The organism is Enterobacter asburiae (assembly GCF_024599655.1).
Lineage (GTDB): Bacteria > Pseudomonadota > Gammaproteobacteria > Enterobacterales > Enterobacteriaceae > Enterobacter > Enterobacter asburiae_D.
Map to the genome: position 1 here is coordinate 509,946 of NZ_CP102247.1, position 24,457 is coordinate 534,402.

At 51.2% G+C, this 24,457-nt stretch carries 39 protein-coding genes, 1 tRNA gene and 1 rRNA gene; 35 read left to right on the plus strand and 6 right to left on the minus strand.

From position 1 onward, the window contains the following. Position 1 precedes the first annotated feature (1 nt). From rplB to NQ230_RS02515, 27 genes are all read left to right on the plus strand, one after another. Positions 2–823 carry a 50S ribosomal protein L2 gene (gene rplB / locus NQ230_RS02385; protein ID WP_000301859.1) on the plus strand — a complete coding sequence of 274 codons (822 nt, stop codon included), beginning with the start codon at positions 2–4 and terminating at the stop codon, positions 821–823. 16 nt (positions 824–839) lie between these two features. Further along, the gene (rpsS, locus tag NQ230_RS02390) at positions 840–1,118 is read left to right on the plus strand and encodes a 30S ribosomal protein S19 (RefSeq protein WP_001138117.1); all 279 of its coding nucleotides are present in this window, start codon (positions 840–842) and stop codon (positions 1,116–1,118) included. Positions 1,119–1,132: 14 nt separating this feature from the next. Next, positions 1,133–1,465 (plus strand): 50S ribosomal protein L22, encoded by a 333-nt coding sequence (gene rplV / locus NQ230_RS02395; protein ID WP_002919773.1) that lies wholly within the window; start codon positions 1,133–1,135, stop codon positions 1,463–1,465. 17 nt (positions 1,466–1,482) lie between these two features. Continuing rightward, positions 1,483–2,184 carry a 30S ribosomal protein S3 gene (gene rpsC / locus NQ230_RS02400; protein ID WP_000529945.1) on the plus strand — a complete coding sequence of 234 codons (702 nt, stop codon included), beginning with the start codon at positions 1,483–1,485 and terminating at the stop codon, positions 2,182–2,184. A gap of 12 nt (positions 2,185–2,196) precedes the next feature. Next, on the plus strand, positions 2,197–2,607 hold the full coding sequence (rplP, locus tag NQ230_RS02405) for a 50S ribosomal protein L16 (RefSeq protein ID WP_002919759.1): 411 nt from the start codon (positions 2,197–2,199) through the stop codon (positions 2,605–2,607). After that, positions 2,607–2,798, plus strand: a complete 192-nt coding sequence (gene rpmC / locus NQ230_RS02410; protein ID WP_003863282.1) for a 50S ribosomal protein L29 — start codon at positions 2,607–2,609, stop codon at positions 2,796–2,798. The genes rplP and rpmC overlap by 1 nt, the downstream gene beginning before the upstream one ends. Next, positions 2,798–3,052: a 30S ribosomal protein S17 gene (gene rpsQ / locus NQ230_RS02415; RefSeq protein ID WP_008503489.1), complete on the plus strand. Its 255-nt coding sequence runs from the start codon at positions 2,798–2,800 to the stop codon at positions 3,050–3,052. The genes rpmC and rpsQ overlap by 1 nt, the downstream gene beginning before the upstream one ends. A gap of 166 nt (positions 3,053–3,218) precedes the next feature. Beyond that, on the plus strand, positions 3,219–3,590 hold the full coding sequence (gene rplN / locus NQ230_RS02420) for a 50S ribosomal protein L14 (RefSeq protein WP_002919748.1): 372 nt from the start codon (positions 3,219–3,221) through the stop codon (positions 3,588–3,590). 10 nt (positions 3,591–3,600) lie between these two features. After that, positions 3,601–3,915, plus strand: a complete 315-nt coding sequence (rplX, locus tag NQ230_RS02425) for a 50S ribosomal protein L24 (protein WP_003863287.1) — start codon at positions 3,601–3,603, stop codon at positions 3,913–3,915. Between the two features lie 14 nt (positions 3,916–3,929). Further along, entirely contained in the window at positions 3,930–4,469 is a 540-nt protein-coding gene (rplE, locus tag NQ230_RS02430) for a 50S ribosomal protein L5 (RefSeq protein ID WP_001096206.1), read from the plus strand. A 14-nt stretch (positions 4,470–4,483) separates the two neighbouring features. Then, positions 4,484–4,789, plus strand: a complete 306-nt coding sequence (rpsN, locus tag NQ230_RS02435; RefSeq protein WP_003863291.1) for a 30S ribosomal protein S14 — start codon at positions 4,484–4,486, stop codon at positions 4,787–4,789. A 30-nt stretch (positions 4,790–4,819) separates the two neighbouring features. Beyond that, positions 4,820–5,212 (plus strand): 30S ribosomal protein S8, encoded by a 393-nt coding sequence (rpsH, locus tag NQ230_RS02440; protein WP_006178918.1) that lies wholly within the window; start codon positions 4,820–4,822, stop codon positions 5,210–5,212. Positions 5,213–5,224: 12 nt separating this feature from the next. Next, the gene (gene rplF, locus NQ230_RS02445; RefSeq protein WP_003863296.1) at positions 5,225–5,758 is read left to right on the plus strand and encodes a 50S ribosomal protein L6; all 534 of its coding nucleotides are present in this window, start codon (positions 5,225–5,227) and stop codon (positions 5,756–5,758) included. A gap of 9 nt (positions 5,759–5,767) precedes the next feature. Further along, positions 5,768–6,121 carry a 50S ribosomal protein L18 gene (rplR, locus tag NQ230_RS02450; RefSeq protein ID WP_003863297.1) on the plus strand — a complete coding sequence of 118 codons (354 nt, stop codon included), beginning with the start codon at positions 5,768–5,770 and terminating at the stop codon, positions 6,119–6,121. Positions 6,122–6,135: 14 nt separating this feature from the next. After that, positions 6,136–6,636: a 30S ribosomal protein S5 gene (rpsE, locus tag NQ230_RS02455; RefSeq protein ID WP_003863299.1), complete on the plus strand. Its 501-nt coding sequence runs from the start codon at positions 6,136–6,138 to the stop codon at positions 6,634–6,636. Between the two features lie 6 nt (positions 6,637–6,642). Beyond that, positions 6,643–6,822: a 50S ribosomal protein L30 gene (gene rpmD / locus NQ230_RS02460; protein WP_003863301.1), complete on the plus strand. Its 180-nt coding sequence runs from the start codon at positions 6,643–6,645 to the stop codon at positions 6,820–6,822. A gap of 3 nt (positions 6,823–6,825) precedes the next feature. Then, entirely contained in the window at positions 6,826–7,260 is a 435-nt protein-coding gene (rplO, locus tag NQ230_RS02465) for a 50S ribosomal protein L15 (RefSeq protein WP_003863304.1), read from the plus strand. A 7-nt stretch (positions 7,261–7,267) separates the two neighbouring features. Further along, positions 7,268–8,599, plus strand: coding sequence for a preprotein translocase subunit SecY (gene secY / locus NQ230_RS02470; RefSeq protein ID WP_003863305.1), 1,332 nt, complete (start codon positions 7,268–7,270; stop codon positions 8,597–8,599). Between the two features lie 31 nt (positions 8,600–8,630). Continuing rightward, positions 8,631–8,747, plus strand: a complete 117-nt coding sequence (gene rpmJ, locus NQ230_RS02475) for a 50S ribosomal protein L36 (protein WP_000868187.1) — start codon at positions 8,631–8,633, stop codon at positions 8,745–8,747. Between the two features lie 146 nt (positions 8,748–8,893). After that, positions 8,894–9,250 carry a 30S ribosomal protein S13 gene (rpsM, locus tag NQ230_RS02480; protein ID WP_003863308.1) on the plus strand — a complete coding sequence of 119 codons (357 nt, stop codon included), beginning with the start codon at positions 8,894–8,896 and terminating at the stop codon, positions 9,248–9,250. Between the two features lie 16 nt (positions 9,251–9,266). After that, positions 9,267–9,656 (plus strand): 30S ribosomal protein S11, encoded by a 390-nt coding sequence (gene rpsK / locus NQ230_RS02485; RefSeq protein WP_003863312.1) that lies wholly within the window; start codon positions 9,267–9,269, stop codon positions 9,654–9,656. A gap of 33 nt (positions 9,657–9,689) precedes the next feature. Further along, positions 9,690–10,310, plus strand: a complete 621-nt coding sequence (gene rpsD / locus NQ230_RS02490; RefSeq protein WP_004868345.1) for a 30S ribosomal protein S4 — start codon at positions 9,690–9,692, stop codon at positions 10,308–10,310. A gap of 25 nt (positions 10,311–10,335) precedes the next feature. Then, positions 10,336–11,325, plus strand: coding sequence for a DNA-directed RNA polymerase subunit alpha (locus NQ230_RS02495; protein WP_002919219.1), 990 nt, complete (start codon positions 10,336–10,338; stop codon positions 11,323–11,325). Positions 11,326–11,365: 40 nt separating this feature from the next. Next, a complete protein-coding gene (rplQ, locus tag NQ230_RS02500) occupies positions 11,366–11,749 on the plus strand; it encodes a 50S ribosomal protein L17 (RefSeq protein ID WP_001216368.1) in 384 nt (127 codons plus the stop codon). Between the two features lie 107 nt (positions 11,750–11,856). Next, complete coding sequence (locus NQ230_RS02505) at positions 11,857–12,225, plus strand: DnaJ family domain-containing protein (protein ID WP_257259803.1); 369 nt, start codon at positions 11,857–11,859, stop codon at positions 12,223–12,225. Positions 12,226–12,227: 2 nt separating this feature from the next. After that, on the plus strand, positions 12,228–12,653 hold the full coding sequence (gene zntR, locus NQ230_RS02510) for a Zn(2+)-responsive transcriptional regulator (RefSeq protein ID WP_023333666.1): 426 nt from the start codon (positions 12,228–12,230) through the stop codon (positions 12,651–12,653). Positions 12,654–12,710: 57 nt separating this feature from the next. Further along, positions 12,711–12,926, plus strand: a complete 216-nt coding sequence (locus NQ230_RS02515; protein WP_063145680.1) for an alternative ribosome-rescue factor A — start codon at positions 12,711–12,713, stop codon at positions 12,924–12,926. On the opposite strand, the gene mscL is transcribed toward NQ230_RS02515, so the two are convergent. From mscL to def, 5 genes are all read right to left on the minus strand, one after another. Then, positions 12,927–13,337, minus strand: a complete 411-nt coding sequence (gene mscL, locus NQ230_RS02520; RefSeq protein WP_023309449.1) for a large-conductance mechanosensitive channel protein MscL — start codon at positions 13,335–13,337, stop codon at positions 12,927–12,929. A gap of 146 nt (positions 13,338–13,483) precedes the next feature. Continuing rightward, the gene (trkA, locus tag NQ230_RS02525; protein ID WP_008503482.1) at positions 13,484–14,860 is read right to left on the minus strand and encodes a Trk system potassium transporter TrkA; all 1,377 of its coding nucleotides are present in this window, start codon (positions 14,858–14,860) and stop codon (positions 13,484–13,486) included. 22 nt (positions 14,861–14,882) lie between these two features. Beyond that, complete coding sequence (gene rsmB, locus NQ230_RS02530) at positions 14,883–16,169, minus strand: 16S rRNA (cytosine(967)-C(5))-methyltransferase RsmB (protein ID WP_257259815.1); 1,287 nt, start codon at positions 16,167–16,169, stop codon at positions 14,883–14,885. 52 nt (positions 16,170–16,221) lie between these two features. Continuing rightward, the gene (gene fmt, locus NQ230_RS02535; RefSeq protein WP_257259816.1) at positions 16,222–17,169 is read right to left on the minus strand and encodes a methionyl-tRNA formyltransferase; all 948 of its coding nucleotides are present in this window, start codon (positions 17,167–17,169) and stop codon (positions 16,222–16,224) included. A gap of 25 nt (positions 17,170–17,194) precedes the next feature. After that, entirely contained in the window at positions 17,195–17,704 is a 510-nt protein-coding gene (gene def / locus NQ230_RS02540) for a peptide deformylase (RefSeq protein ID WP_008503479.1), read from the minus strand. Positions 17,705–17,831: 127 nt separating this feature from the next. Here def and dprA point away from each other — a divergent pair, with 127 nt between their 5' ends. From dprA to NQ230_RS02570, 6 genes are read left to right on the plus strand one after another with little or no spacing between them, the layout of a single operon-like run. Continuing rightward, positions 17,832–18,956 carry a DNA-protecting protein DprA gene (gene dprA, locus NQ230_RS02545; RefSeq protein ID WP_257259817.1) on the plus strand — a complete coding sequence of 375 codons (1,125 nt, stop codon included), beginning with the start codon at positions 17,832–17,834 and terminating at the stop codon, positions 18,954–18,956. Beyond that, positions 18,928–19,401 (plus strand): DUF494 family protein Smg, encoded by a 474-nt coding sequence (gene smg / locus NQ230_RS02550; protein ID WP_112780609.1) that lies wholly within the window; start codon positions 18,928–18,930, stop codon positions 19,399–19,401. Before dprA ends, smg begins: the two co-directional genes overlap by 29 nt. A gap of 26 nt (positions 19,402–19,427) precedes the next feature. After that, entirely contained in the window at positions 19,428–19,982 is a 555-nt protein-coding gene (locus NQ230_RS02555; RefSeq protein ID WP_032662341.1) for a DNA topoisomerase family protein, read from the plus strand. Beyond that, positions 19,975–20,547, plus strand: coding sequence for an L-threonylcarbamoyladenylate synthase type 1 TsaC (gene tsaC, locus NQ230_RS02560; protein ID WP_257259822.1), 573 nt, complete (start codon positions 19,975–19,977; stop codon positions 20,545–20,547). The genes NQ230_RS02555 and tsaC overlap by 8 nt, the downstream gene beginning before the upstream one ends. A 4-nt stretch (positions 20,548–20,551) precedes the next feature. Then, positions 20,552–21,370: a shikimate dehydrogenase gene (aroE, locus tag NQ230_RS02565; protein ID WP_257259824.1), complete on the plus strand. Its 819-nt coding sequence runs from the start codon at positions 20,552–20,554 to the stop codon at positions 21,368–21,370. Beyond that, complete coding sequence (locus NQ230_RS02570; protein ID WP_048976997.1) at positions 21,367–21,615, plus strand: DUF1488 family protein; 249 nt, start codon at positions 21,367–21,369, stop codon at positions 21,613–21,615. Before aroE ends, NQ230_RS02570 begins: the two co-directional genes overlap by 4 nt. Here the strand turns inward: NQ230_RS02570 and NQ230_RS02575 are convergent. Then, complete coding sequence (locus NQ230_RS02575) at positions 21,591–22,145, minus strand: gamma carbonic anhydrase family protein (RefSeq protein ID WP_029740647.1); 555 nt, start codon at positions 22,143–22,145, stop codon at positions 21,591–21,593. The two genes, NQ230_RS02570 and NQ230_RS02575, sit on opposite strands and share 25 nt — an antisense overlap. Before the next feature lie 471 nt (positions 22,146–22,616). On the opposite strand from NQ230_RS02575, the gene NQ230_RS02580 reads away from it, so the two are divergent. Further along, a 16S ribosomal RNA gene (locus NQ230_RS02580) occupies positions 22,617–24,158 on the plus strand. 85 nt (positions 24,159–24,243) lie between these two features. Then, a tRNA-Glu gene (locus tag NQ230_RS02585) sits at positions 24,244–24,319 on the plus strand. The last annotated feature ends 138 nt before the right edge of the window (positions 24,320–24,457 follow it).

Below are 24,457 nucleotides of genomic sequence, written 5' to 3' on the forward strand. Positions count from 1 at the left end.
AATGGCAGTTGTTAAATGTAAACCGACATCTCCGGGTCGTCGCCACGTAGTTAAAGTGGTTAACCCTGAGCTGCACAAGGGCAAACCTTTTGCTCCGTTGCTGGAAAAAAACAGCAAATCCGGTGGTCGTAACAACAATGGCCGTATCACCACTCGTCACATCGGTGGTGGCCACAAGCAGGCTTATCGTATTGTTGACTTCAAACGCAACAAAGACGGTATCCCAGCAGTTGTTGAACGTCTTGAGTACGATCCGAACCGTTCCGCGAACATCGCGCTGGTTCTGTACAAAGACGGCGAACGCCGTTACATCCTGGCCCCTAAAGGCCTGAAAGCTGGCGACCAGATTCAGTCTGGCGTTGATGCTGCAATCAAAGCAGGCAACACCCTGCCGATGCGCAATATCCCGGTTGGTTCTACCGTTCATAACGTAGAAATGAAACCAGGTAAAGGCGGTCAGCTGGCACGTTCCGCTGGTACTTACGTTCAGATCGTTGCTCGTGATGGTGCTTATGTCACCCTGCGTCTGCGTTCTGGTGAAATGCGTAAAGTCGAAGCAGACTGCCGCGCTACTCTGGGCGAAGTTGGCAATGCTGAGCATATGCTGCGCGTTCTGGGTAAAGCAGGTGCTGCACGCTGGCGTGGTGTTCGTCCTACCGTTCGCGGTACTGCGATGAACCCAGTCGACCACCCACATGGTGGTGGTGAAGGTCGTAACTTTGGTAAGCACCCGGTAACTCCGTGGGGCGTTCAGACCAAAGGTAAGAAGACCCGCAGCAACAAGCGTACTGATAAATTTATCGTACGTCGCCGTAGCAAATAATTTTAGAGGATAAGCCATGCCACGTTCTCTCAAGAAAGGTCCTTTTATTGACCTGCACTTGCTGAAGAAGGTAGAGAAAGCGGTGGAAAGCGGAGACAAGAAGCCCCTGCGCACTTGGTCCCGTCGTTCAACGATCTTTCCTAACATGATCGGTTTGACCATCGCTGTCCATAATGGTCGTCAGCACGTTCCAGTCTTTGTTACCGACGAAATGGTTGGTCACAAACTGGGTGAATTCGCACCGACTCGTACTTATCGCGGCCACGCTGCTGATAAAAAAGCGAAGAAGAAATAAGGTAGGAGGAAGAGATGGAAACTTTAGCTCAACATCGCCATGCTCGTTCTTCTGCTCAGAAGGTTCGCCTTGTTGCTGACCTGATTCGCGGTAAGAAAGTGTCGCAGGCCCTGGACATCCTGACCTATACCAACAAGAAAGCTGCGGTATTGGTCAAGAAAGTACTGGAATCTGCCATTGCTAACGCTGAACACAACGATGGCGCTGACATCGACGATCTGAAAGTCGCGAAAATTTTCGTAGATGAAGGCCCAAGCATGAAGCGCATTATGCCGCGTGCGAAAGGTCGTGCAGATCGCATCCTGAAGCGCACCAGCCACATTACTGTGGTTGTGTCCGATCGCTGAGACTCTGGAGACTAGCAATGGGTCAGAAAGTACATCCTAATGGTATTCGCCTGGGTATTGTAAAACCATGGAACTCTACCTGGTTTGCGAACACCAAAGAATTCGCTGACAACCTGGACAGCGATTTTAAAGTACGTCAGTACCTGACTAAGGAACTGGCTAAAGCGTCTGTATCTCGTATCGTTATCGAGCGTCCAGCGAAGAGCATCCGTGTGACTATTCACACTGCTCGCCCTGGCATCGTTATCGGTAAGAAAGGCGAAGACGTAGAAAAACTGCGCAAGGTCGTAGCGGATATCGCTGGCGTTCCTGCACAGATCAATATCGCTGAAGTTCGTAAGCCTGAACTGGACGCTAAATTGGTTGCTGACAGCATCACTTCACAGCTGGAACGTCGTGTTATGTTCCGTCGTGCTATGAAGCGTGCTGTACAGAACGCAATGCGTCTGGGCGCTAAAGGTATCAAAGTTGAAGTTAGCGGCCGTCTGGGCGGCGCGGAAATCGCACGTACCGAATGGTACCGCGAAGGTCGCGTACCGCTGCACACTCTGCGTGCTGACATCGACTACAACACCTCTGAAGCGCACACCACTTACGGTGTAATCGGCGTTAAGGTATGGATCTTCAAAGGTGAGATCCTGGGTGGTATGGCTGCTGTTGAACAACCGGAAAAACCGGCTGCTCAACCTAAAAAGCAGCAGCGTAAAGGCCGTAAATAAGGAGCGTCGCTGATGTTACAACCAAAGCGTACAAAATTCCGTAAAGTGCACAAAGGCCGCAACCGTGGTCTGGCGCAGGGTACGGATGTTAGCTTCGGCACTTTCGGTCTGAAAGCTGTTGGCCGTGGTCGTCTGACTGCACGTCAGATCGAAGCAGCACGTCGTGCAATGACCCGTGCAGTTAAGCGTCAAGGTAAGATCTGGATCCGTGTATTCCCGGACAAACCGATCACCGAGAAGCCGCTGGAAGTTCGTATGGGTAAAGGTAAAGGTAACGTGGAGTACTGGGTTGCCTTGATCCAACCGGGCAAAGTCCTTTATGAAATGGACGGTGTTCCGGAAGAGCTGGCCCGTGAAGCCTTCGGCCTGGCAGCAGCGAAACTGCCTATCAAAACCACCTTTGTAACTAAGACGGTGATGTAATGAAAGCAAAAGAGCTGCGTGAAAAAAGCGTTGAAGAGCTGAACGCTGAGCTGCTGAACCTGCTGCGTGAGCAGTTCAACCTGCGTATGCAGGCTGCAAGTGGCCAGCTGCAACAGACTCACCTGCTGAAGCAAGTGCGTCGCAATGTTGCACGCGTTAAGACTTTACTGACTCAGAAGGCGGGTGCGTAATGACCGATAAAATCCGTACTCTGCAAGGTCGTGTTGTTAGCGACAAAATGGAGAAATCCATTGTTGTAGCTATCGAACGCATTGTGAAACACCCGATCTACGGTAAATTCATCAAGCGTACGACCAAACTGCACGTACATGACGAGAACAACGAATGTGGTATCGGCGACAAGGTTGAAATCCGTGAATGCCGTCCACTGTCCAAGACTAAGTCCTGGACGCTGGTTCGCGTTGTAGAGAAAGCGGTTCTGTAATACAGTACGCCTTCTCAATACGAATAAACGGCTCAGCGATGAGCCGTTTATTTTTTCTACCCATATTGCAGAAGCGGTGTTATAATGCCGCGCCCTCGATATGGGGCTTTTTAACGGCTCTGATTTTAGAGTCTCAGGTAGTAGTTGACATTAGCGGAGCACTAAAATGATCCAAGAACAGACTATGCTGAACGTCGCCGACAACTCCGGTGCACGTCGCGTAATGTGTATCAAGGTTCTGGGTGGCTCGCACCGTCGCTACGCAGGCGTAGGCGACATCATCAAGATCACCATCAAGGAAGCAATTCCACGTGGTAAGGTCAAAAAAGGTGATGTGCTGAAGGCGGTAGTGGTGCGCACCAAGAAGGGTGTTCGTCGCCCTGACGGTTCTGTCATTCGCTTCGATGGTAATGCATGCGTTATTTTAAACAATAACAGCGAGCAGCCTATCGGCACGCGTATCTTTGGGCCGGTAACTCGTGAACTTCGTACTGAGAAGTTCATGAAAATTATCTCTCTGGCACCAGAAGTACTCTAAGGAGCGAATCATGGCAGCGAAAATCCGTCGTGATGACGAAGTTATCGTGTTAACCGGTAAAGATAAAGGTAAACGCGGTAAAGTAAAAAATGTTCTGTCTTCCGGCAAACTTGTCGTTGAAGGTATCAACCTGGTTAAGAAACATCAGAAGCCGGTTCCGGCCCTGAACCAACCAGGTGGCATCGTTGAAAAAGAAGCTGCTATTCAGGTTTCTAACGTTGCAATCTTCAATGCGGCTACCGGCAAGGCTGACCGTGTAGGCTTTAGATTCGAAGACGGCAAAAAAGTCCGTTTCTTCAAGTCTAACAGCGAAACTATCAAGTAATTTGGAGTAGTACGATGGCGAAACTGCATGATTACTACAAAGACGAAGTAGTTAACAAACTCATGACTGAGTTTAACTACAATTCTGTCATGCAAGTCCCTCGGGTCGAGAAGATCACCCTGAACATGGGTGTTGGTGAAGCGATCGCTGACAAGAAACTGCTGGATAACGCAGCAGCTGACCTGACAGCAATCTCCGGTCAAAAACCGCTGATCACCAAAGCACGCAAATCTGTTGCAGGCTTCAAAATCCGTCAGGGCTATCCGATCGGCTGTAAAGTAACTCTGCGTGGCGAACGCATGTGGGAGTTCTTTGAGCGCCTGATCACTATTGCTGTTCCACGTATCCGTGACTTCCGTGGCTTGTCCGCTAAGTCTTTCGACGGTCGTGGTAACTACAGCATGGGTGTCCGTGAGCAGATCATCTTCCCAGAAATCGACTACGATAAAGTCGACCGCGTGCGTGGTTTGGATATTACCATTACCACTACTGCGAAATCTGACGAAGAAGGCCGTGCTCTGCTGGCTGCCTTTGACTTCCCGTTCCGCAAGTAAGGTAGGGTTACTGAATGGCTAAGCAATCAATGAAAGCACGCGAAGTAAAGCGCGTAGCTTTAGCTGATAAATTCTTCGCTAAACGCGCTGAACTGAAAGCGATCATTTCTGATGTGAACGCTTCCGACGAAGATCGTTGGAATGCGGTTCTCAAGCTGCAGTCTCTGCCGCGTGATTCCAGCCCGTCTCGTCAGCGTAACCGCTGTCGTCAAACAGGTCGTCCACATGGTTATGTGGGCAAGTTTGGGTTGAGCCGTATCAAACTGCGTGAAGCCGCTATGCGCGGTGAAGTGCCAGGCTTGAAAAAGGCTAGCTGGTAATTACCAATTGAATCACGGGAGTAAAGACAGATGAGCATGCAAGATCCGATCGCGGATATGCTGACCCGTATCCGTAACGGTCAGGCCGCGAACAAAGTTGCGGTCACCATGCCTTCCGCCAAGCTGAAAGTGGCAATTGCCAACGTGCTGAAGGAAGAAGGTTTTATCGAAGATTTTAAAGTTGAAGGCGACACCAAGCCGGAACTGGAACTTACTCTCAAGTATTTCCAGGGTAAAGCTGTTGTAGAAAGCATTCAGCGTGTCAGCCGCCCAGGTCTGCGCATCTATAAGAAAAAAGATGAGCTGCCGAAAGTTATGGCTGGTCTTGGTATCGCAGTTGTTTCTACCTCTAAAGGTGTTATGACTGATCGTGCAGCGCGCCAGGCTGGTCTTGGTGGCGAAATTATCTGCTACGTAGCCTAATCGGAGGAAAGAATGTCTCGTGTTGCTAAAGCACCGGTCGTTATTCCTGCCGGCGTTGATGTAAAAATCGACGGTCAGGTTATTACGATCAAAGGTAAAAACGGCGAGCTGACTCGTACCCTCAACAAAGCTGTTGAAGTTAAACATGCAGATAACGCTCTGACCTTCGGTCCACGTGATGGTTTCGTGGATGGATGGGCTCAGGCTGGTACCGCGCGTGCCCTGCTGAACTCAATGGTTGTTGGTGTTACCGAAGGCTTCACTAAAAAGCTTCAGCTGGTTGGTGTAGGTTATCGTGCAGCTATCAAAGGGAATGCAGTAGGCCTGTCTCTGGGCTTCTCACACCCTGTTGAGCATCCGCTGCCGGCCGGTATCACTGCAGAATGTCCGACTCAAACTGAAATCGTGCTGAAAGGCGCTGATAAACAGCTGATCGGTCAGGTTGCAGCAGATCTGCGCGCCTACCGTCGTCCTGAGCCTTACAAAGGCAAGGGTGTTCGTTACGCCGACGAAGTCGTGCGTACCAAAGAGGCTAAGAAGAAGTAAGGTAACACTATGGATAAGAAATCTGCTCGTATCCGTCGTGCGACCCGCGCACGCCGCAAGCTCAAAGAGCTGGGTGCAACTCGCCTGGTGGTACATCGTACCCCGCGTCATATTTACGCACAGGTAATTGCACCGAACGGTTCTGAAGTTCTGGTAGCTGCTTCTACTGTAGAAAAAGCTATCTCAGAACAATTGAAGTACACCGGTAACAAAGACGCCGCTGCAGCTGTGGGTAAAGCTGTTGCTGAACGCGCTCTGGAAAAAGGCATCAGCAATGTTTCCTTTGACCGTTCCGGGTTCCAATATCATGGTCGTGTCCAGGCACTGGCAGATGCTGCCCGTGAAGCTGGCCTTCAGTTCTAAGGTAGAGGTGTAAGATGGCTCACATCGAAAAACAGGCTGGCGAACTGCAGGAAAAGCTGATCGCGGTAAACCGCGTATCTAAAACCGTTAAAGGTGGTCGTATTTTCTCCTTCACAGCTCTGACTGTAGTAGGCGATGGTAACGGTCGCGTTGGTTTTGGTTACGGTAAAGCGCGTGAAGTTCCAGCAGCGATCCAGAAAGCGATGGAAAAAGCCCGTCGCAATATGATTAACGTCGCGCTGAACAACGGCACCCTGCAGCACCCAGTTAAAGGTGTTCACACGGGTTCTCGTGTATTCATGCAGCCAGCTTCAGAAGGTACCGGTATCATCGCCGGTGGTGCAATGCGCGCCGTTCTGGAAGTTGCTGGGGTTCATAACGTTCTGGCCAAAGCATATGGTTCCACCAACCCGATCAACGTGGTTCGTGCAACTATTGATGGCCTGGAAAATATGAATTCTCCAGAAATGGTCGCTGCCAAGCGTGGTAAATCCGTTGAAGAAATTCTGGGGTAATTGACCATGGCAAAGACTATTAAAATCACTCAAACCCGCAGTGCAATCGGTCGTCTGCCGAAACACAAGGCAACGCTGCTTGGCCTGGGTCTGCGTCGTATTGGTCATACCGTTGAGCGCGAGGATACTCCTGCTGTTCGTGGTATGGTCAACGCGGTTTACTTCATGGTTAAAGTTGAGGAGTAAGAGATGCGTTTAAATACTCTGTCTCCGGCCGAAGGCTCTAAAAAGGCGGGTAAACGCCTGGGTCGTGGTATCGGTTCTGGCCTCGGCAAAACCGGTGGTCGTGGTCACAAAGGTCAGAACTCTCGTTCTGGCGGTGGCGTACGTCGCGGTTTCGAGGGTGGCCAGATGCCACTGTACCGTCGTCTGCCGAAGTTCGGTTTCACCTCTCGCAAAGCAGCGATCACAGCGGAAATCCGTCTGTCTGACCTGGCGAAAGTTGAAGGCGGCGTTGTAGACCTGAACACGCTGAAAGCAGCAAACATTATCGGTATCCAGATCGAGTTCGCGAAAGTGATCCTGGCTGGTGAAGTTTCTACTCCGGTAACTGTTCGTGGCCTGCGTGTTACTAAAGGTGCTCGTGCTGCTATCGAAGCTGCTGGCGGTAAAATTGAGGAATAAGTAGCAGATGGCTAAGCAACCGGGATTAGATTTTCAAAGTGCCAAAGGTGGATTTGGCGAGCTGAAACGCAGACTGCTGTTTGTTATCGGCGCGCTGATTGTGTTCCGTATTGGCTCTTTTATTCCGATCCCTGGTATCGATGCCGCTGTACTTGCCAAACTGCTTGAGCAACAGCGAGGCACCATCATTGAAATGTTCAACATGTTCTCTGGTGGTGCTCTCAGCCGTGCTTCTATCTTCGCATTGGGTATTATGCCGTACATTTCGGCATCTATTATTATCCAGCTGCTGACGGTCGTTCATCCGGCCCTGGCAGAGTTGAAGAAAGAAGGGGAGTCTGGACGTCGTAAGATTAGTCAGTACACCCGTTACGGTACTCTGGTGCTGGCAATATTCCAGTCGATCGGTATTGCTACCGGTCTGCCGAATATGCCTGGTATGCAGGGCCTGGTGTTAAACCCGGGCTTTGCATTCTACTTCACCGCTGTTGTAAGTCTGGTCACAGGGACAATGTTCCTGATGTGGCTCGGCGAACAGATTACTGAGCGTGGTATCGGTAACGGTATCTCAATCATTATCTTCGCCGGTATTGTTGCGGGCCTCCCGCCAGCCATCGCCCATACTATCGAGCAAGCGCGTCAAGGCGACCTGCACTTCCTCCTGTTGCTGTTGGTTGCAGTATTAGTATTTGCAGTGACGTTCTTTGTTGTCTTCGTTGAACGTGGCCAACGCCGCATTGTGGTGAACTACGCTAAACGTCAGCAGGGTCGTCGTGTCTATGCTGCACAGAGCACACATTTACCGCTGAAAGTGAACATGGCGGGGGTTATCCCGGCTATCTTCGCTTCCAGTATTATTCTGTTCCCGGCAACCATCGCGTCATGGTTCGGGGGCGGTACTGGTTGGAACTGGCTGACAACAATTTCGCTGTATTTGCAGCCTGGGCAACCACTTTATGTGTTACTCTATGCGTCTGCGATCATCTTCTTCTGTTTCTTCTACACGGCGTTGGTCTTCAACCCGCGTGAAACAGCAGATAACCTGAAGAAGTCCGGTGCATTTGTACCAGGAATTCGTCCGGGAGAGCAAACGGCGAAGTATATCGATAAAGTAATGACTCGCCTGACTTTGGTTGGTGCGCTTTATATTACTTTTATCTGCCTGATCCCGGAGTTCATGCGTGATGCAATGAAAGTACCGTTCTACTTCGGTGGGACCTCACTGCTTATCGTTGTTGTCGTGATTATGGACTTTATGGCTCAAGTGCAAACTCTGATGATGTCCAGTCAGTATGAGTCTGCATTGAAGAAGGCGAACCTGAAAGGCTACGGCCGCTAAATGGTCGCCTGAGAAGTTACGGAGAGTAAAAATGAAAGTTCGTGCTTCCGTCAAGAAATTATGCCGTAACTGCAAAATCGTTAAGCGTGATGGTGTCATCCGTGTGATTTGCAGTGCCGAGCCGAAGCATAAACAGCGCCAAGGCTGATTATTTCGCATATTTTTCTTGCAAAGTTGGGTTGAGCTGGCTAGATTAGCCAGCCAATCTTTTGTATGTCTGTACGTTTCCATTTGAGTATCCTGAAAACGGGCTTTTCAGCATGGTGCGTACATATTAAATAGTAGGAGTGCATAGTGGCCCGTATAGCAGGCATTAACATTCCTGATCAGAAACATGCTGTGATCGCATTAACTTCGATCTACGGCGTCGGCAAGACCCGTTCTAAAGCCATTCTGGCTGCAGCGGGTATCGCTGAAGATGTTAAGATCAGTGAGCTGTCTGAAGAACAAATCGACACGCTGCGTGACGAAGTTGCCAAATTTGTCGTTGAAGGTGATCTGCGCCGTGAAATCAGCATGAGCATCAAGCGCCTGATGGATCTTGGTTGCTATCGCGGTTTGCGTCATCGTCGTGGTCTGCCAGTGCGCGGTCAGCGTACTAAGACCAACGCACGTACCCGTAAGGGTCCGCGCAAACCGATCAAGAAATAATCGGGGTGATTGAATAATGGCAAAGGCACCAGTTCGTGCACGTAAACGTGTAAGAAAACAAGTCTCTGACGGCGTGGCTCATATCCATGCTTCTTTCAACAACACCATCGTTACTATTACTGATCGTCAGGGTAACGCATTGGGTTGGGCAACAGCCGGTGGTTCCGGTTTCCGTGGTTCTCGCAAATCCACTCCGTTCGCAGCTCAGGTTGCAGCAGAGCGTTGCGCAGAAGCCGTAAAAGAATACGGCATCAAGAATCTGGAAGTTATGGTTAAAGGTCCGGGTCCGGGTCGTGAATCTACTGTTCGCGCTCTGAACGCCGCTGGTTTCCGCATCACGAATATTACTGATGTGACTCCGATCCCTCATAACGGTTGTCGTCCGCCGAAAAAACGTCGCGTATAACGCTCCGTTTTTTAGGTTAGTTGGAGATAGAAAATGGCAAGATATTTGGGTCCTAAGCTCAAGCTGAGCCGTCGTGAGGGCACCGACTTATTCCTTAAGTCTGGCGTTCGCGCGATCGATACCAAGTGTAAAATTGAACAAGCTCCTGGCCAGCACGGTGCGCGTAAACCGCGTCTGTCTGACTATGGTGTGCAGTTGCGTGAAAAGCAAAAAGTTCGCCGTATGTACGGTGTGCTGGAGCGTCAGTTCCGTAACTACTATAAAGAAGCAGCACGTCTGAAAGGCAACACAGGTGAAAACCTGCTGGCTCTGCTGGAAGGTCGTCTGGACAACGTTGTATACCGTATGGGCTTCGGCGCTACTCGTGCTGAATCACGTCAGCTGGTTAGCCACAAAGCAATCATGGTAAACGGTCGTGTTGTTAACATCGCTTCTTATCAGGTTAAAGCGAATGACGTTGTTAGCATTCGTGAGAAAGCGAAAAAGCAATCTCGCGTGAAGGCCGCTCTGGAGCTGGCTGAGCAGCGTGAAAAGCCAACCTGGCTGGAAGTTGATGCTGGCAAGATGGAAGGTACGTTCAAGCGTCAGCCAGAACGTTCTGATCTGTCTGCGGACATTAACGAACACCTGATCGTCGAGCTTTACTCCAAGTAAAGCTTAGTACCAAAGAGAGGACACAATGCAGGGTTCTGTGACAGAGTTTCTAAAACCGCGCCTGGTAGATATCGAGCAAGTGAGTTCGACGCACGCCAAGGTGACCCTTGAGCCTTTAGAGCGTGGCTTTGGCCATACTCTGGGTAACGCACTGCGCCGTATTCTGCTCTCATCGATGCCGGGTTGCGCGGTGACCGAGGTTGAGATTGATGGTGTACTTCATGAGTACAGCACCAAAGAAGGCGTTCAGGAAGATATCCTTGAAATCCTGCTCAACCTGAAAGGGCTGGCGGTGAGAGTTCAGGGTAAAGATGAAGTTATTCTTACTCTGAATAAATCTGGCATTGGCCCTGTGACTGCAGCCGACATCACCCACGACGGTGATGTTGAAATCGTCAAGCCGCAGCACGTGATCTGCCACCTGACCGATGAGAACGCAGCTATTAGCATGCGTATCAAAGTTCAGCGCGGTCGTGGTTATGTGCCGGCTTCTGCCCGAATTCATTCGGAAGAAGATGAGCGCCCAATCGGCCGTCTGCTGGTCGACGCATGCTATAGCCCTGTAGAGCGTATTGCCTACAATGTTGAAGCAGCGCGTGTAGAACAGCGTACCGACCTGGACAAGCTGGTCATCGAAATGGAAACCAACGGCACAATCGATCCTGAAGAGGCGATTCGTCGTGCGGCAACCATCCTGGCAGAACAACTGGAAGCTTTCGTTGACTTACGTGATGTACGTCAGCCGGAAGTGAAAGAAGAGAAACCAGAATTCGATCCGATCCTGCTGCGCCCTGTTGACGATCTCGAATTGACTGTCCGCTCTGCTAACTGCCTCAAGGCAGAAGCTATCCACTATATCGGTGATCTGGTACAGCGTACCGAGGTTGAGTTGCTGAAAACGCCGAACCTGGGTAAAAAATCTCTTACTGAGATTAAAGACGTGCTGGCTTCACGTGGTCTGTCTCTGGGCATGCGCCTGGAAAACTGGCCACCGGCAAGCATTGCTGACGAGTAACCGGATCACAGGTTAAGGTTTTACTGAGAAGGATAAGGTCATGCGCCATCGTAAGAGTGGTCGTCAACTGAACCGCAACAGCAGCCATCGCCAGGCTATGTTCCGCAACATGGCAGGTTCACTGGTTCGTCATGAGATCATCAAGACGACCCTGCCTAAAGCGAAAGAGCTGCGTCGCGTAGTTGAGCCGCTGATTACTCTTGCCAAGACTGACAGCGTTGCTAATCGTCGTCTGGCATTCGCCCGTACTCGTGATAACGAGATCGTGGCAAAACTGTTTAACGAACTGGGCCCGCGTTTCGCGAGCCGTGCCGGTGGTTACACTCGCATTCTGAAGTGTGGTTTCCGTGCAGGCGACAACGCGCCGATGGCTTACATCGAGCTGGTTGATCGTTCAGAGAAAGCAGAAGCTGCTGCAGAGTAATCTGCAGTAACGTAAAAAAACCCGCTTCGGCGGGTTTTTTTATATCCGCGATACCCCCACTTCTCTACAATGTCTGTATCAATTCTGTTCATCCCCCGGAGCTGGTAATGTGGTTGCTCGACCAGTGGGCAGAACGCCATATTCGCGATGCCCAAAGAAAAGGTGAATTCGACGATCTTCCGGGTAGCGGCGAACCCCTTGTGCTTGACGATGATTCGCACATCGCGCCTGAACTGCGCGCAGGATACCGTTTACTGAAAAATGCCGGCTGTCTCCCTCCTGAGCTCGAACAGCGCAGAGAGGCTGTAGAACTGTCCGATCTTCTCAACGGGATCCGCCATGACGATCCGCAATACTCTGAACTTAGCCGCCGCCTCGCCCTGCTTGAACTCAAACTGCGCCAGGCTGGGATGAATACTGATTTCCTTCGCGGTGAGTACGGTGAAAGATTGATGCTGAAAATAAACGAGGAGTAGTTATGTACCGTATCGGTGAACTTGCGAAGCTTGCGAACGTCACGCCGGATACCATCCGATATTACGAAAAGCAGCAGATGATCGATCATGAAGTTCGTACAGAGGGAGGCTTTCGCCTTTATACCGATAACGATCTGCAGCGACTGCGGTTTATTCGTTATGCGCGTCAGCTCGGCTTCACGCTGGATTCGATCCGTGAGTTATTATCGATCCGCATCGATCCGGAGCATCACACCTGCCAGGAATCTAAAAGCATTGTGCAGGCCCGGCTGGATGAAGTTGAAGCACGTATTCAGGAATTGCAAACCATGCAGCGCTCTCTGCAAAGGCTGAATGATGCCTGCTGCGGGACGGCCCACAGCAGTATTTACTGTTCAATTCTCGAAGCCCTTGAACAGGGAGCGAGTGGAGAAAAACAGGGCTGTTGATTTTTAGTTCATCCGGGTCTAGACTCCCGTCGTCATAAACCCTGCTCTGGAGACATTATGAGCCGCTATCAGCACACGAAAGGACAAATAAAGGACAATGCCATTGAGGCGTTACTTCACGACCCGTTATTCAGGCAACGCGTTGAGAAGAATAAAAAAGGGAAAGGAAGTTATCTGCGTAAAAACAAGCATGAAAAACGGGGTAACTGGGAGGCCAGTGGCAAGCAAGCGAATCGCTTATTTACCACTGGCCTTCCTGCTTTTATCTGTTGATTATACGCGGTTATTCTGCTCTTTTAACAGATCGCGGATCTCACTCAGCAGCACTTCTTCTTTCGTTGGTGCAGGTGCAGCAGCCGGCTCTTCTTTTTTACGGTTGAGCCTGTTGATCAGCTTGATAGCCATAAAAATGGCAAACGCGACAATCACAAAATCAAATACGTTCTGAATAAATACGCCGTAGTGCATTACTACTGCCGGAACATCACCTTGCGCTTCACGCAGCGTGAAAGCGAATTGTTTGAAATCAATGCCCCCGATTAATAGCCCTAAAGGTGGCATGATAATGTCGGCCACTAATGATGAAACAATCTTGCCGAATGCTGCACCAATAATGACACCCACTGCCAAATCCACCACGTTCCCGCGCATCGCAAATTCGCGAAATTCTTTAATAAAACTCATTGTTCTCTCCTTGTGCCAGCTGACGAGTATAAGTTTAACAAATGATTAGCCAATTGCCATTCGGGATAATTGAACGTTATGAAAAATAAAAGGCACAGAAATAAAAAGGATAAAGTACGGGTGCTCATTCTCGAGCACCCAAATCTTTAAAGGAAGAATGGACTTGGCTGGAATAAACGTTCGACGTCGGTAATAAACTTTTTATCGGTAAGGAACATAATAACGTGATCGCCTTGCTCAATACGTAAATTGTCATTGGCAATCATGACGTCATTCCCGCGCACAACGGCGCCGATAATCGTGCCTGGCGGCAGCTTAATTTCGTCGATCGAACGCCCCACGACGCGTGACGTGGTTTCATCTCCGTGAGCAACAGCTTCAATGGCTTCCGCTACGCCGCGGCGGAGCGATGACACACCGACAATATCCGCTTTACGAACATGGCTCAGGAGCGCGGAAATTGTTGCCTGCTGCGGTGAAATGGCAATATCAATGACGCTGCCCTGAACCAGATCGACATACGCCTTGCGCTGGATAAGCACCATGACCTTCTTTGCTCCCATACGCTTGGCGAGCATGGCGGACATTATATTCGCCTCGTCGTCGTTGGTGACGGCAATAAAGAGATCAACTTGATCAATATGCTCTTCAGCCAGCAGCTCCTGATCCGACGCATCGCCATAAAATACGATCGTATTTTGCAGTTTTTCCGCCAGCTCAGCAGCACGCTGTTGATCGCGCTCGATCAACTTCACGCTGTAATCTTTTTCAAGCCGATGTGCCAGACCGGCACCGATATTGCCGCCGCCGACCAGCATAATGCGTTTATAGGGTTTTTCGAGACGCTGAAGTTCACTCATCACCGCACGAATATGCTGTGAGGCCGCAATAAAGAAGACCTCATCACCTGCTTCGACAATCGTGGAGCCTTGCGGGCGGATTGGCCTGTCGTGACGGAAAATGGCTGCAACGCGCGTATCGATATGCGGCATGTGCTCGCGCATGGTGGAAAGCGCATTCCCGATCAATGGTCCGCCGTAATAGGCCTTAACCACTGCCAGGCTCACTTTACCCTCGGCAAAGTTCACCACCTGCAGGGCGCCCGGATATTCGATCAGGCGATAGATATTGTCGATAACCAGCTGTTCTGGCGCGATGAGATGGTCAATCGGGACCGCTTCGGAATTAAACAGTTTCTCAGCATCGCGAACATAATCCGGAGAGCGAATACGCGCGATTCGGTTTGGCGTGTTGAAAAGCGAGTAGGCCACCTGACAGGCCACCATGTTGGTTTCGTCAGAACTGGTTACCGCAACCAGCATGTCGGCATCGTCGGCACCCGCCTCACGAAGAACGCGTGGGTGCGAACCATGACCCTGCACCACGCGCAGGTCAAACTTGTCCTGTAAGACACGCAGACGATCGCCGTTGGTATCAACAATTGTGATGTCGTTGTTTTCGCCAACCAGGTTTTCCGCCAGCGTTCCGCCCACCTGTCCTGCACCCAGAATGATAATCTTCATATCTCGTGACCTGTTCTCAACATCACTCTTTGATTAGCTTAGCGTAAAAGAAGCCATCACCCTCTTCAGCACCCGGCAGGTTCTGCAGACCCGGGGATTCAGGCGTTCCCGTATCGCGCAGCGCGGCGCCCGGGGTACGTTTAAGGAAGGCCGCGATTTGCTGGCTGTTTTCTTCCGGCAGTACGGAGCAGGTTGCATAGACCAGCGTTCCGCCAGGTTTAAGATGTGACCAAATGGCGTCGAGAATGTCGGATTGCAGTTGGGCAAGTTCCTTAATATCACGATCGCGGCGTAGCCACTTGATGTCCGGATGACGACGAATAACACCGGTTGCAGAGCAGGGAGCGTCCAGCAAAATGCGATCGAATTGTGTTTCACCACACCATTCTGCGGGTTTGCGTCCATCGCCTTGCTTAACCTGAGCCTTCATGCCCAGACGCTTGAGGTTATCGTAGACGCGTGAAAGACGCTGTTCATCGACGTCTACTGCCATTACGCTGGCCTGCGGAGCCACTTCAAGAATATGCGTCGTTTTGCCCCCAGGCGCGGCGCACAGATCGAGGATCTGCTCACCATTTTTGGGTTCAAGCCAGGTCATGCAGCCCTGAGCCGAGGCATCCTGTACGGTTACCCAGCCTTCATCAAAACCGGGTAATGCATGTACCGGTGCCGGTGAGGCCAGGCGTACAGCATCCGGATAGGCATCATGCGGGAATCCACTCATTCCAGCTTCTTCAAGTAATGCCAGCCATGCGTCACGGGTGTGGTGATTTCGATTCACGCGTAACCACATTGGCGGACGCTGGTTGTTGGCATCGGCAATCTCCTGCCACTGCTGTGGATAGGCTTTTTTCAGGCGCTTCAACAGCCAGTCCGGATGCAGGAAACGTGCTTCGCTTTGGGTAAATTCATCCAGAAGCTCTTCCTGCTGTCTCTGGAACTGACGCAGTACGCCGTTGATCAGCCCTTTCAGCTGAGGTCGTTTAATCGCAACGGCACCTTCCACCGTCTCAGCCAGCGCGGCATGAGGTGGGATGCGGGTATGAAGAAGCTGATAGAAGCCCACCATAATCAAATAGTGTACGGTGCGCTGCTTGCCTGTCATTGGACGTGACATCAGCTTGTTAATCAACCACTCAAGCTGAGAAAGCGTGCGCAGAACACCAAAGCAGAGCTCCTGAAGCAGGGCTTTGTCTTTATCAGAGACTTTTTGTTGCAGGGGAGGCAGGACGTTACTTAATGACAGGCCCTGTTCGATAACCTGCTCAACGGCATGAGCCGCCATACTGCGTAGATTTTGTTTTTTCATAACCGTAAAAATAAAAATGCCCGGAAACACCGGGCCTTAAGAATAAATTTGCTCAGGCAAGACGATTGCCCGGAATAAACCATTCGCGACGGGAATTTAACAGATCCTGGGCGCTCATGGCCTTCTTACCGGCCGGTTGTAGCGATTCAAGATTCAGGATCCCTTGCGCAGTCGCCACCTGGATCCCGTTCTTGTTGGCGTCAACAATCGTACCGGGTTCAGCGGTGGTAGTACCGCTAATAACGGAGGCTTTCCAGACTTTCACCGGCTGCTCATCAATCTCCATCCAGCTCATTGGCCAAGGATTAAAAGCGCGAATGCAGCGTTCAAGTTGAGCGGCTGACAGGGACCAGTCGATCCGCGCTTCTTCTTTGCTCAGTTTTTCGGCATACGTCACCAGTGCCTCATCCTGAACTTCCGGTTTCACCGTATTGTCAGCCAGCTGCTGGAGCGTCTCGATAAGCCCTTGTGGACCGAGGTCTGCCAGTTTGTCATACAGTGTGGCGCTGGTATCGTCTGACGTAATGGGGCAGGCCAGTTTATACAGCATATCGCCGGTGTCTAAACCTACGTCCATCTTCATAATGGTAACGCCCGTTTCGGCATCACCTGCCCACAGCGAGCGCTGGATAGGTGCAGCACCACGCCAGCGCGGGAGCAGAGACCCATGCACGTTGATGCACCCCAGGCGAGGCATATCGAGCACAGCTTTCGGTAAAATTAAACCGTAAGCCACCACCACCATTACGTCGGCATTCAGGTCAGCAACCAGCTGCTGATTTTCCTTTGGGCGTAACGATGCGGGCTGGAAAACGGGTAGCCCATGCTCTTCTGCCAGCACCTTTACGGGGCTCGGCATCCGTTTTTTACCGCGACCTGCCGGACGGTCCGGCTGGGTAAAGACGCCAACAACCTGGTGACCAGAAGATAACAGCGCGTCAAGATGACGCGCTGCAAAATCAGGGGTTCCCGCGAAGATAATTCGTAGTGTTTTAGACACGATGATCCTTGTATCCGGGGGGACGTTATGCGCGAGAACGCAAACGATCCAGTTTTTCTACTTTCTGACGAATACGCTGCTGCTTCAGCGGCGAGAGATAATCGATAAACAGTTTACCGACCAAGTGATCCATCTCATGCTGAATACAAATCGCCAGCAGGTCGTCTGCTTCCAGTTCGAACGGATTACCGTCGCGATCCAGGGCGCGAATTTTAACTTTTTCGGCACGCGGCACTAAAGCGCGCTGTTCAGGAATGGACAGACAGCCTTCCTCAATACCGGTTTCGCCACTCTTTTCGAGCAACTCAGGGTTGATCAGCACCAGGCGGCCATCGCGATTTTCAGAAACATCAATCACGATAATACGCTTGTGAATGTCCACCTGCGTCGCCGCCAGGCCAATGCCTTCTTCGGCGTACATGGTATCGAACATATCATCAACGATACGCTGGATTTCTGCATTCACTTCTTTGACCGGTTCAGCGACGATGCGAAGGCGCTCGTCCGGAATATGTAACACTTGCAAAACTGCCATAAATTTCCAGAGTCGTGTTCAGGAGTTGATAAGAATACTCTCTCTATTCTAGACAAATCCCCCATCGATTGACAGCATCAGTGACCAATCGCAATGATTGCGGAGGCCGCTTATGGCAGGGGAAAGGATGACGTCTACCGAGATATGGCTACGGCTAATACACACAGGGTCTCTGTGTGGTGATGTAATGCTGGAAGCGGCTGCGCGACTGCAGAAGCAGGAGAACATCGATGCGCTCGTCGCCAGGAACGCCGGGCTGACAGCAAAGCAGGTTGAACGGTTCTTTGCGCCAGACGAGAGCGAGCTGGAACGTAGCCTGATGTGGCTTGAGCAGCCGGGAAATCACTTATTGACGGCCAACCATCCGCTTTATCCCTCTTTACTCCGAACGATTCCTGATTATCCCGGGGCTTTATTCGTAAAAGGTAACCCTGAGGCGCTTAACACGGTTCAACTGGCGGTGGTAGGCAGTCGTGCGCCGTCATGGTACGGCGAGCGATGGGGGAAAATCCTATGCGAACAGTTGTCACAAAGCGGTTTCACGATCACCAGCGGGCTGGCCTGCGGTATTGACGGCGTTGCCCACGGCGCGGCGCTGTCAGTTAAAGGACGAAGTGTAGCGGTGCTCGGGAACGGTCTTTTTAGCATTTATCCACGCCGACATCAGGCACTGGCGATGCGGCTTATTGAATCTGACGGCGCGATAGTGTCTGAGTTCCCGCTTTCCGCACAGCCGAGGCCAGCAAACTTTCCGCGTCGTAATCGCATTATCAGCGGGCTTAGCAAAGGCGTGCTGGTCGTTGAAGCGGCGCGGAGAAGCGGTTCGCTGGTCACGGCGCGATGCGCGCTGGAACAAGGGCGAGAAGTCTTCGCGTTGCCTGGTCCGATAGGCAACCCCGGATGCGAGGGTCCCCACTGGCTGATTAAGCAAGGGGCAACACTGGTAACGGAAGTAGGGGATATTCTTGAAAATTTGCAATATGGGTTGCAATGGCTGCAGGAAGATCCCGAAAAGCGACAATATTCATCAGATCAGGGAAAGGTGGCATTGCCATTTCCCAAGCTCCTGGCTAACGTAGGAGATGAGGTAACACCTGTTGACGTTGTCGCTGAACGTGCCGGCCAACCTGTGCCAGTAACGGTAGCACAGCTACTCGAACTGGAGTTAGCAGGGTGGATCGCAGCTGTACCCGGCGGCTATGTCCGATTAAGGAGGGCATGCCATGTTCGACGTACTGATGTATTTGTTTGAGACTTACATCCATAACGAAGCAGAAATGCGAGTGGATCAGGACAAATTGACACAGGATCTTACCGATGCGGGGTTTGAGCGGGAAGATATCTATAATGCGTTGATGTGGCTGGAAAAACTGGCTGATTATCAGGAAGGCCTCGCCGAACCGATGCAGCTTGCTTCTGACCCATTGTCAGTACGCATTTATACCACAGAAGAGTGTGAAAGGCTGGACGCCAGCTGCCGGGGGTTCATCTTATTCCTTGAGCAGATTCAGGTGCTGAACCTCGAAACGAGAGAAATGGTGATAGAGCGCGTCATGGCGCTGGATACAGCAGAATTTGAACTGGAAGATCTCAAGTGGGTGATCCTGATGGTTCTGTTTAATATCCCGGGCTGTGAAAATGCCTATCAGCAAATGGAAGAATTACTCTTTGAAGTGAATGAAGGTATGCTGCACTAATTCAATGTGCAGCACCAAGAGTTGTTATGGCCAAATCAGCACTATTCACGGTGCATAAAAACGAGCCCTGCCCGCAGTGCGGGGCTGAACTTGTTATTCGGTCCGGGAAACACGGCCCGTTTCTCGGTTGTTCACACTATCCGGAATGTGATTATGTCCGTCCCCTGAAAAGCCAGGCGGATGGGCATATCGTTAAAATTCTGGAGGGGCAGTTTTGTCCAGTCTGCGGTGGTGAATTAGCCCTGCGTCAGGGGCGTTTCGGCATGTTTATTGGATGTAGCCGCTACCCGGAATGCGAACATACGGAACAAATTGATAAGCCTGATGAAACGGCAATTGCGTGCCCTCAGTGTCAGCGCGGTCAATTGGTACAGCGCCGCTCCCGTTATGGTAAGACCTTCCATTCGTGCGATCGCTATCCTGAATGCCAGTTCGTTATCAATTTTAAACCGGTAGCGGGAACCTGCCCTCATTGCAATTATCCGCTACTCATAGAGAAGAAAACCGCGCAAGGCATGAAACGCTTCTGCGCCAGTAAACAATGTGGAAAGCCGGTTACGGCGGATCAAAATAGTGAATAATAACCTGCCATCAGGCTCCATTGCGCATGCAGTGGACGTACTGAAAAATGAAGAAGTCATCGCCTATCCAACTGAAGCTGTTTTTGGGGTCGGTTGCGATCCTGACAGCGAGACGGCAGTGAGCCGTCTGCTTGCCTTAAAACAAAGACCTGTCGAGAAAGGGCTGATTTTGATAGCTGCGAATTACGAGCAGCTTAAACCCTATATCGATGACTCCATGCTGACGCCAGCGCAGCGCGAGACTATCTTCTCCGCGTGGCCAGGACCGGTGACCTTCGTCTTCCCGGCGCAGCCGACAACGCCGCGCTGGTTAACCGGACGCTTTGATTCCCTCGCCGTTCGCGTAACTGACCATCCGCTGGTGGTTGAGCTTTGTCTGGCATTTGGTAAACCACTGGTCTCAACCAGCGCCAACCTGACCGGATTGCCACCTTGTCGGACAACCGAAGAAGTGCTGGCGCAGTTCGGGAATGACTTCCCTGTTACTGTCGGTAAAACGGGAGGGCGCCTGAACCCGTCTGAAATTCGTGACGCTTTGACCGGCGAACGTTTTCGCCAGGGGTAATCTCATGGAAACCTATGCTGTTTTTGGTAATCCGATTGCACACAGCAAATCACCGTTGATTCATCAGCAATTTGCGAAACAGCTGCAGATAAATCATCCCTATGGTCGCGTACTGGCACCGGTGGATGCATTTATTCCAACGCTGGAGGCTTTTTTCGCTGCGGGCGGTAAAGGCGCTAATGTGACGGTCCCTTTTAAAGAGGAAGCCTTCGAGCGTGCAGATGAGCTGACCGAGCGCGCTTCACTGGCTGGTGCGGTCAATACCCTAAAACGGCTTGAGGATGGACGCCTTTTGGGGGACAACACCGACGGAATTGGTTTACTTAGCGATCTGGAACGACTGTCGTTTATTAAGCCCGGATTCCGGGTCCTGCTGATTGGTGCGGGTGGCGCATCGCGGGGAGTACTGTTGCCTCTGCTTTCAATGGACTGTGCGGTGACCATTACCAACAGAACCTTTTCCCGCGCAGAAGCGCTGGCGGCGTTGTTTGCCCATACAGGTAGCGTGAACGCGGTAGCGCTTGACGATCTTGTCGATCGTGAGTTCGATCTTGTCATTAACGCCACGTCCAGCGGCATTAAAGGAGAGATCCCGGCAATTCCCGCTTCTCTGGTCAACGCGCATATGTACTTCTATGACATGTTTTATCAGAAAGGAAAGACGCCTTTCCTTAACTGGTGCGAACAACACGGCGCGAAACAGTTAGCCGATGGGCTGGGAATGCTGGTGGGTCAGGCTGCGCATGCGGTGCTGCTCTGGCATGGCGTGTTGCCTGCGGTCGAACCTGTCATTGAAAAGTTAAAGCAGGAGCTGTCGGCGTGAACCAGGCTATTCATTTCCCGGACAGAGAGAACTGGGATGAGAGTAAACAAGCGGTCTGTTTTCCGGTGCTGGTGCAGGGGATGCAACTTACCTGTGCCATTCATGGGGAAACGTTGTTACGTCGTTTTGGCGGTTCAGACCCGATAGCGGTATTTTGCGAAAATCGCTGGGATCTGGAAGAGGAAGCCAGCGATTTAATCCGCGAACAGCAGGAAGACGATCAGGGCTGGGTTTGGTTGTCCTGATCCAAATAGTCATTCTTCCAGTTAACGTAGTTGTTCGCCGAGTATTTTAACCCTTCGATCTCTGCCTCCTTCAGGGGGCGGATCTGTTTTACCGGGCTTCCCAGATAGAGATAGCCACTCTCCAGCCGTTTGTTCTGCGGGACCAGGCTACCGGCACCAATCATTACGTCATCTTCTACTATGACGCCATCCAGCAAAATCGACCCCATGCCAACAAGTACGCGATTTCCGATAGTGCAGCCGTGAAGCATCACTTTATGGCCGACGGTAACCTCTTCTCCAATGATGAGGGGATTGCCCTCCGGGTTATAGGAGGATTTGTGTGTAACATGCAGAACGCTACCGTCCTGAATATTGGTACGTGCACCAATCGACACATAGTTAACATCTCCCCTGATGGCGACGAGCGGCCAGATGCTGACGTCATCGGCCATTCGGACATCACCAATCACTACGCTGCTGGCATCGATCATCACGCGATCGCCTTTTTGGGGGAAGAGATCTTTATAAGGACGTAATACTGCGGGCATATCTACCTCTAACAATGAGCACTATACAGAAGACTTTGATCATAGTAATGGATCGAGACAAGGCAAAATACGTCAATATTTAAGCAGATCGGGCGGGATTTCAGCGAAAAGCGCGGAAAATCAGCAGTCGGAAAAAAAGATCTAAAAAATACTTGTGCTAAAAAATGGGATCCCTATAATGCGCCTCCATCGACACGGCGGATGTGAATCACTTCACAAACAACCCGGTCGGTTGAAGAGAAAAAATCCTGAAATAATGGGTTGACTCTGAAAGAGGAAAGCGTAATATACGCCACCTCGCAACGGTGAGCGAAAGCCGCGTTGCACTGCTCTTTAACAATTTATCAGACAATCTGTGTGGGCACTCAAAGTGACATGGATTCTTAATGTCTTCGGACAATAAATGAATACCAAGTCTCTGAGTGAACATACGTAATTCATTACGAAGTTTAATTCACGAGCATCAAACTTAAATTGAAGAGTTTGATCATGGCTCAGATTGAACGCTGGCGGCAGGCCTAACACATGCAAGTCGAGCGGTAGCACAGGAGAGCTTGCTCTCCGGGTGACGAGCGGCGGACGGGTGAGTAATGTCTGGGAAACTGCCTGATGGAGGGGGATAACTACTGGAAACGGTAGCTAATACCGCATAACGTCGCAAGACCAAAGAGGGGGACCTTCGGGCCTCTTGCCATCAGATGTGCCCAGATGGGATTAGCTAGTAGGTGGGGTAACGGCTCACCTAGGCGACGATCCCTAGCTGGTCTGAGAGGATGACCAGCCACACTGGAACTGAGACACGGTCCAGACTCCTACGGGAGGCAGCAGTGGGGAATATTGCACAATGGGCGCAAGCCTGATGCAGCCATGCCGCGTGTATGAAGAAGGCCTTCGGGTTGTAAAGTACTTTCAGCGGGGAGGAAGGTGTTGAGGTTAATAACCTCAGCAATTGACGTTACCCGCAGAAGAAGCACCGGCTAACTCCGTGCCAGCAGCCGCGGTAATACGGAGGGTGCAAGCGTTAATCGGAATTACTGGGCGTAAAGCGCACGCAGGCGGTCTGTCAAGTCGGATGTGAAATCCCCGGGCTCAACCTGGGAACTGCATTCGAAACTGGCAGGCTAGAGTCTTGTAGAGGGGGGTAGAATTCCAGGTGTAGCGGTGAAATGCGTAGAGATCTGGAGGAATACCGGTGGCGAAGGCGGCCCCCTGGACAAAGACTGACGCTCAGGTGCGAAAGCGTGGGGAGCAAACAGGATTAGATACCCTGGTAGTCCACGCCGTAAACGATGTCGACTTGGAGGTTGTTCCCTTGAGGAGTGGCTTCCGGAGCTAACGCGTTAAGTCGACCGCCTGGGGAGTACGGCCGCAAGGTTAAAACTCAAATGAATTGACGGGGGCCCGCACAAGCGGTGGAGCATGTGGTTTAATTCGATGCAACGCGAAGAACCTTACCTACTCTTGACATCCAGAGAACTTAGCAGAGATGCTTTGGTGCCTTCGGGAACTCTGAGACAGGTGCTGCATGGCTGTCGTCAGCTCGTGTTGTGAAATGTTGGGTTAAGTCCCGCAACGAGCGCAACCCTTATCCTTTGTTGCCAGCGGTCCGGCCGGGAACTCAAAGGAGACTGCCAGTGATAAACTGGAGGAAGGTGGGGATGACGTCAAGTCATCATGGCCCTTACGAGTAGGGCTACACACGTGCTACAATGGCGCATACAAAGAGAAGCGACCTCGCGAGAGCAAGCGGACCTCATAAAGTGCGTCGTAGTCCGGATTGGAGTCTGCAACTCGACTCCATGAAGTCGGAATCGCTAGTAATCGTAGATCAGAATGCTACGGTGAATACGTTCCCGGGCCTTGTACACACCGCCCGTCACACCATGGGAGTGGGTTGCAAAAGAAGTAGGTAGCTTAACCTTCGGGAGGGCGCTTACCACTTTGTGATTCATGACTGGGGTGAAGTCGTAACAAGGTAACCGTAGGGGAACCTGCGGTTGGATCACCTCCTTACCTTAAAGAACCTGCCTTTGCAGTGTCCACACAGATTGTCTGATGAAAAGTAAATAGCAAGGCGTCTTGCGATTGAGACTTCAGTGTCCCCTTCGTCTAGAGGCCCAGGACACCGCCCTTTCACGGCGGTAACAGGGGTTCGAATCCCCTAGGGGACGCCACTTGCTGGTTCGTGAGTGAAAGTCACCTGCCTTAATATCTCAAAACTCATCTTCGGGTGACGTTTGAGATATTTGCTCTTTAAAAATCTGGATCAAGCTGAAAATTGAAACGACACACATGTTATGTGTGTTCGAGTC